This window comes from Nevskia soli (genome assembly GCF_903970205.1).
Taxonomy (GTDB): domain Bacteria; phylum Acidobacteriota; class Terriglobia; order Bryobacterales; family Bryobacteraceae; genus Bog-113.
Genome location: NZ_CAJCHS010000396.1, coordinates 1 through 6097, shown reverse-complemented (window position 1 = coordinate 6097; position 6097 = coordinate 1). Strand labels below are relative to the sequence as shown.

Sequence of the window (6097 nt, the reverse complement as noted above, 5' to 3'; positions counted from 1 at the left end):
GTGCCTTCGGGGACGGCGTCCACGTCGCCGGTAAAGCGCAGGGTGCGCAGGTAGTCGAAGAACCCGGCGGGGGCGTTGGCGAACTGCGCAAGCGACCGGAGGTAGCCGATTTCTTCGTCGGTGAACGAGAGGTTCAGCAGGTAATCGACGGCGCGTTCGAGGCCGGCGATGACCACCCAGTCGCGATTGCGGGGCAGGCGGCGGATAAAGACTTCGAACGTAGCCAGCTCGTCCTGCTTGCCCATGGCAAAGAATCCCGACGACATCGTAAGTTCATATAAATCAGTAAGAAGGCCGTTCAAGGGTCACTTCTTACTTGAACTTTTCAGTGGGGTTGCGGGCTTAATGTCGCCGGCCGCTTTTATGAGATCGTCCACCACGGAAGCGCTTATGACGTATACGGCCGGTTCGCCTTCGCGCTGCGCGAAGTTGTTTGTGCCGTCCCGCAGGATGGTGACTTTCTCATTGCGCTTCTTGTCCGCCGTGGTTATGGAAGCCGTGAACACCGGATCACCGGACGCTTTCGGGGCGAAGCCGGTAGCGGAAAGATCGCGCAGCTTGTCGACCAGATTCAGCACGGTTGATCCATCCATCTCCTTGCCGTTGAGGAACCATTTCTCGCCGGACTTAGTGTACGTGTTGCCTTGCGCGGTGACTTGGGAAAGCTCCGTAAATCCGAAATCGAACAGCTTCTTGTTACGGAAATCATCGACCGATTTACCCACTGTACTCGCGACATCGGTATCGATTTTGTAGATGCCGTCAGCGACCGAACTGCGCGCATAAGTTATTTTGTCTTTGTCCTGGCGGAACTCGGCGGTTTGCGTGCCGGAGTTGTCGGTCATGGCGGCGGTGGCGAGTTTTGTGGCGGCGGCGAAAGTTTGGGGGGAGATCTTGCCGGCGTCGAATTGCAGCTTGGCGTCGCTCAGCTTGCGGACCAGATCGTCGACCAAGAGTCCATCGGCGCGCATGGGTTGCGGCTTCAGGATCTGCCAGTCCCCCTGAGCATCTTTGCCGAATTCGATAGTCTGGCCTTTGCTGTTGGTGAGTTCGACGCGCGCGAGGCGGTCGCGGTTGAAGGTGAGCAGGCGCTTATCGCGTAAGTCGTTTAGGGACTTATCGAGGCTCGTTTTTGTTGAAGTGGAAACTGAGTAGACTTTCGGATCGCCAGCGAGCTTCACGTAAGCGGCTCCGGCGGTTGGCGTGTCCCTTCCGATGTCGATCGTATCTGTCTTGCCGTTTTTGAGTTTGAACGAAACCTGGACGGGCGGATCGGCGAGTCCAAACGGGGCGAGGTTCGCCGGTTTATCATCGATGAGGCGCTCGGACGTAAGTGCCGCTGCGGTAGAAACCATCCCGTTCGCGGCATCCTGATCGGCAGGCAGGGGAGTGGGCTGGGTGATATCCCAGCGGTCGCCCAGCTTCGAGAGCACGACCGGATCGGAACCGGCCTTCTGAATACGGATCTCCTGGATCTGTTTCGAATCGAGCGTGAGGATGGTCGGCGGCGCGTCAGCGGATGGCTTCGCAGCTTCCTCCGCTTTGTGCTTGTTACTCCAGTAAACCAGGCCGGAGAGCACGGCGAGGAGGATCGCCGCGATCAAAAGCCCGCGCATCTGTTTCATGGCCGTCTATCTCCGTTTGGCCCAAACCGCGACGCCGGAAATGATGGCGAGTAGCGGGAGGAAGACAACCGTGCTGAAGAACAGGATGCGCATCTGATTATTCGTCATCGAGATGCGCCGGTCTTCCGGATCTTTGGGGCGGATCGAGATCAGGTCTTCATCGGCGCTGAGCCAGTTGACCGCATTCAGGAAGAGGTCGCGATTGCCGAGCTGCTGGATGCTGAGGGCCTGGTTGGCGAGCCACACGGAACTGCCAACGACCATGAAGCGGCCCTGCTTCGCGCCGGTTCCGACGGTTCCGACGGCCACCAGAACGAACGGTCCTTTCTTCGCGGTGGAAGGATCGACGGACACGGTCCCGCCGACCGGTTTGGGGATGGATACGGCCGAGTCGGACGTGGAGATTAGCTTCTCGGCCGATTTACCGGAGGCGACGGTGAGGCTTTGCGAGAGCGGGAACATGGTGGCGATGCGGCCGAGATCGCGGACAATGGGCTGCGATTCATAGGTGATCCCGAGTGAGACGGAAGCGTCAAACCCGACCAGCCGCGATTGCGGATCGAGAACGAGATCATTGTCGAAGGTAACTCCCCAATCGGCGGCCATCTTCATCAGGTTCGTGGGGGGCTCGGATTGGTTCGCTCCGCCGCGCGAAGAACCTAACGCTGGGCCGAGCGACAACATGACGTGACCACCGCCATCGACATAGGACTTCAGCGCGGTCACGGCGGCTTCGAAGTAGTCTTTCTTCGGACCCGCGATGATTACCGCGGCGCACTCGGCGGGAACCTGCTGCTTCTCGAGAAGCGAGATGGTGGAGGTCTTATAGGTGTTCTTTTCGAGTTGTTCCTTGGCGAACGAAGCGCCGCCCGAATCCTGATCGTCCAGAGCCGCTTCGCCGCTTCCGCTGGCGAAACAGACGGTCTTCTGTCCGGTTTTCGTGGAGCGAATGATGGCGTTGGTTATGCCTTCTTCAGTAGCCGACGCGGATTCCTCGGTTTTTACTCCGTTGCGGACCACGATGCCGCCTTCGGTGCGGAAGCCATCCGCTTGAGCGACGTCCGGCTGCTTCTCCGGGTCGACATAGGCGACTTGCAACTTATGCGAGAGGTTGGCGTAGCGGTCCAGAAGATCGCGCGCGGTGCTGAAGCGGCTGGCGCGATCGAAGTAAGTGACGTAGACGTTGTTCTTTAGATTCTTGACGGTCTTGATGGTTTGGTCAGAGAGGGTGAATTGCTTATTGGAGGTGGTGTCGAAGCTCTTGTTGTTCTGATTCGCGAGCCAGTTCAGCACGACTAACACGGCTAATACAATGAGCGTGTACAACATCAGGTACGCGCCGTATTGGGTGCGCTTGGCTTTTAGAGTTGAGGACTTAGTATCTGCCATCAGTTACGCCCTCCACCGCAGCGATTCGAGCGATCGCGTGGTCAGAAACAGCCCGAAGAAGATGAAGGTCAGATAGAAGATCACGTCTTTAGTGTCGATGATGCCTTTGGAAAACGGTTCGAAATGGGTGAGGACGGAACAGTAAGCGACTACTTTGGAGACCGCGCCCTGGCCAAGGTCGGTGCTCCAACTTAGAACCCAGAGAAGCAGGCAAACCGCGAAGGTTGCGCCGCCGGCTACGATTTGATTCTTAGTCGTCGTCGAGATGTAAGTTCCGATAGCAAGGAGGCAACCACCTTGCAGTAACAGGCCGAGATAGCCCGCGGCGATCGGCTGCCAGGAGGGATTGCCGTATGCGAACAGGAAGGCTATGTCGATGAGTGAGACGAGAAGGATCGCCGCAAACATCAACATGGCGCCGAGGAACTTCCCGGCGACGATTTCCCAATCGCGGACCGGTGAGGTTAGCAGCAGTTCCATGGTGCCCTGACGTTTCTCTTCCGCGAACAAGCGCATGGAGATCATCGGAATCAGGAAAAGCATCACCACGCTGGAGTTACCCAGCAACGGCGCGATGATCTGCTGGTTGATGTTCATGGGGAAGGACCGGCCGGACATCGCCGATTCCATGCTGGCTGTGGCGAAGATAGACGAGGCGGCGAAGAAGAAGTAACCGAAAAGAACGGCGAAGATCGCCAGAAGTAAGTAGGCGATGGGCGAGGTAAAGTACCCTCGCATCTCTTTACCGCAGATGGCAAGAATGTTTCTCACTGGATCACCTCGGGAGTAGCGGCTGCAGTAGTTATCGGGGGTTCGATGGAAGCCGCGGGATGCGATTTCTCAGCTGCTGTCAGTTCAAGGAAGACGTCTTCGAGGCTCGCGGCTGCGGCGTGGAGCGTCTCGAGATTCCATCCGGCGTGGACAACGGCGCGAGCCAGATCGGCGCGCACATTGGCGCCTTCGAGCGACTCGACTTCGAGCAGGACGCGTCCCGGTTCGGACTGTTTTACGACGGCGCGACTGACGCCGGGGACTTGCTCGATCCGTTGGCGGGCGTCCGCGGCTTCGAGGCCGTCATAACGGATCTCAACCGCAATGGCTTCCGATCCGCGCATGCGCTGGAGCAGCTCGCGCACGGTTCCGCTGGCGACGAGATGGCCGCGATCGATGATGATGACGTTGGAGCAGGTGTGTTCGACTTCGGCCAGGATGTGGGTACTTAAAAGGATCGTGTGATCGCCGGCGAGGCTGGCGATGAGCTCGCGGGTTTCGCTGATTTGTTGGGGATCGAGGCCGGAAGTCGGTTCATCGAGGATCAGGACATCGGGATTGTGGATGACAGCCTGGGCGAGTCCGACGCGCTGGCGATACCCTTTCGAAAGCTTGGAGATCAGCTTCTTCTTGACATCGCCGAGAGCGCAGCGGCCGGCTGCTTCGTCCACGCGGCGGGCCAGCTCATTGGACGGGATCCCTTTGATTTTGCCGACGAAGGTGAGGTACTCGCCGACTTCCATCTCGGGGTAAAGCGGGGGCGATTCGGGAAGGTAGCCGATGCGTTTCTTGACCTCCATGGGGTTTTCGACCACATCGAAACCGGCGACGTTGGCGACGCCCTCGGTGGGTGGCAGGAAACACGTCAGCATCCGCATGGTGGTGGTTTTTCCGGCTCCGTTACGGCCGAGAAAACCGACAATTTCACCTTTGGCGACGGCGAAAGAGATACGGTCGACCGCGACCGTGCGCGCGTATCGCTTCGTCAAATTTTCAACTTGAATCATATGTTTCGTTTAGTAGACCGGGCGAGGCGCGGGGCCTTTCCGGGGATGGGGAACCAGTTAGTTATCTTAACAGGGTCATATGGTTGGGACGGGCGAGCGAGGGATTTGGTTGTGGGGTTTGGGAAAAGAGCCTAATTAGCCGCGGATGCACGCGGATGAACAGGGATAAGATCAAAGGCATTTTGGGTTTGGCCGGGATCGAAAGCACGTTTTCCGGGATCAAACCTGGGTTTCCCAGGTTCGTTTTAAATCGGTAAGTCTTTTGTTTTGTTAGACTCCCCAGGTTCGTTTCGTTGATTTTCATGGGCGGCGCGGTGGAGGGCGCGGATTTTGACTAGCTTTTCCAGCGAACGGGAGAACTGGCGTTCGTAGCGCATTTCGAGATAGTTGAAGGCGCGGAGGGCCGTGGGGTCGGTGAGGACGGAGACGGCGTCGCGGGTGGCATGATCCGAATCGGGTTCCGCGTTGCGGGCGGAATGGCAGATTCCGGCGCGTTCGAGGTTCCAGGTGCGCATGAGACGCCATTGGGCGACTACCATTTGCTCGACGAAGACGTTCTCGACGTAGGTTGCGGGAGCGAACTCGAGGCGGAACTGGGTGAGGAGATCATCGAAACGGGCGCGGGATTCACCGGGGAGGAGGATGGTCTTGGCGAGGAGCCCGTAGCGGGCGTGGAGGCCGTGATGGAGGGCGTTGCGGGAGGAGCGGGCTTTACCGGCGGGGGTGACGGGGCCGTGCGATTTGCGGCCGTTGGCGCGCGAGGCTTCGCGCTGCTTTGGGGAGAGCGGAGAATCGATTAGGGGGATTTTCGGGTTGTCCGGCATGAGTTTTGTGGGTTGTATGGTGCCCGGTTTCAGGGTAGCTGAGGTAGTTGTGAAAGCGAGGGAGAGTTGTTGAGGAATTCGGACTTAACCTCCTGTTCTAGCAGGGGTTGTGCTTATTCGGTTGCATCGTGACTCGAATGTTCGGGATTTGTTGCAATAGGTCGAGGAAGTTTATGCCGGACCGGCGGCGTCGGAAATGACTGATTCGTTTCACGCGGCTGCTTGATGCCATTGAATGTGGCAGCGTTTCGAGCTTGCATCATGAGGGAGTTAGTCTGAGCCGCACCGATCTTTGGTGGTTGAGGCGACTGCTGAGTTCCAGCCCGTCATATAGTGAAGACTATGCATGTGCACATTGATCTGCCGGAAGACGTCGCCGACGGGTTGATTCGGGGCAAGATATCGAGCGCAGTGCAGCGGAAAGTCTGGCGCTGGAGGGGTACCGTAGCGGCCGCCTTTCGGAAGAGCAGCTACGTCGGCT

Annotated in this window: 5 protein-coding genes and 1 pseudogene; all 6 read right to left on the bottom strand. The window is 58.3% G+C overall.

The features are described from left to right. Positions 1 to 266, bottom strand: a pseudogene (locus tag H1Y01_RS17190) (nicotinate phosphoribosyltransferase); the annotation flags it as partial. A gap of 39 nt (positions 267 to 305) precedes the next feature. Further along, positions 306 to 1625 carry a DUF4340 domain-containing protein gene (locus tag H1Y01_RS17185; RefSeq protein ID WP_180541735.1) on the bottom strand — a complete coding sequence of 440 codons (1320 nt, stop codon included), beginning with the start codon at positions 1623 to 1625 and terminating at the stop codon, positions 306 to 308. 6 nt (positions 1626 to 1631) lie between these two features. Next, complete coding sequence (locus tag H1Y01_RS17180; RefSeq protein ID WP_180541734.1) at positions 1632 to 3014, bottom strand: GldG family protein; 1383 nt, start codon at positions 3012 to 3014, stop codon at positions 1632 to 1634. A gap of 3 nt (positions 3015 to 3017) precedes the next feature. After that, complete coding sequence (locus H1Y01_RS17175; RefSeq protein WP_180541733.1) at positions 3018 to 3785, bottom strand: ABC transporter permease; 768 nt, start codon at positions 3783 to 3785, stop codon at positions 3018 to 3020. Beyond that, positions 3782 to 4792: an ABC transporter ATP-binding protein gene (locus tag H1Y01_RS17170; RefSeq protein WP_180541732.1), complete on the bottom strand. Its 1011-nt coding sequence runs from the start codon at positions 4790 to 4792 to the stop codon at positions 3782 to 3784. The genes H1Y01_RS17175 and H1Y01_RS17170 overlap by 4 nt, the downstream gene beginning before the upstream one ends. A 245-nt stretch (positions 4793 to 5037) precedes the next feature. After that, entirely contained in the window at positions 5038 to 5616 is a 579-nt protein-coding gene (locus H1Y01_RS17165; RefSeq protein WP_180541731.1) for a hypothetical protein, read from the bottom strand. Positions 5617 to 6097 lie beyond the last annotated feature (481 nt).

Bases quoted from the DNA above. Each gene is read 5' to 3' on its own strand.
- H1Y01_RS17185 (WP_180541735.1), bottom strand. From the start codon at position 1,625: ATGAAACAGATGCGCGGGCTTTTGATCGCGGCGATCCTCCTCGCCGTG.
- H1Y01_RS17180 (WP_180541734.1), bottom strand. From the start codon at position 3,014: ATGGCAGATACTAAGTCCTCAACTCTAAAAGCCAAGCGCACCCAATAC.
- H1Y01_RS17170 (WP_180541732.1), bottom strand. From the start codon at position 4,792: ATGATTCAAGTTGAAAATTTGACGAAGCGATACGCGCGCACGGTCGCG.
- H1Y01_RS17165 (WP_180541731.1), bottom strand. From the start codon at position 5,616: ATGCCGGACAACCCGAAAATCCCCCTAATCGATTCTCCGCTCTCCCCA.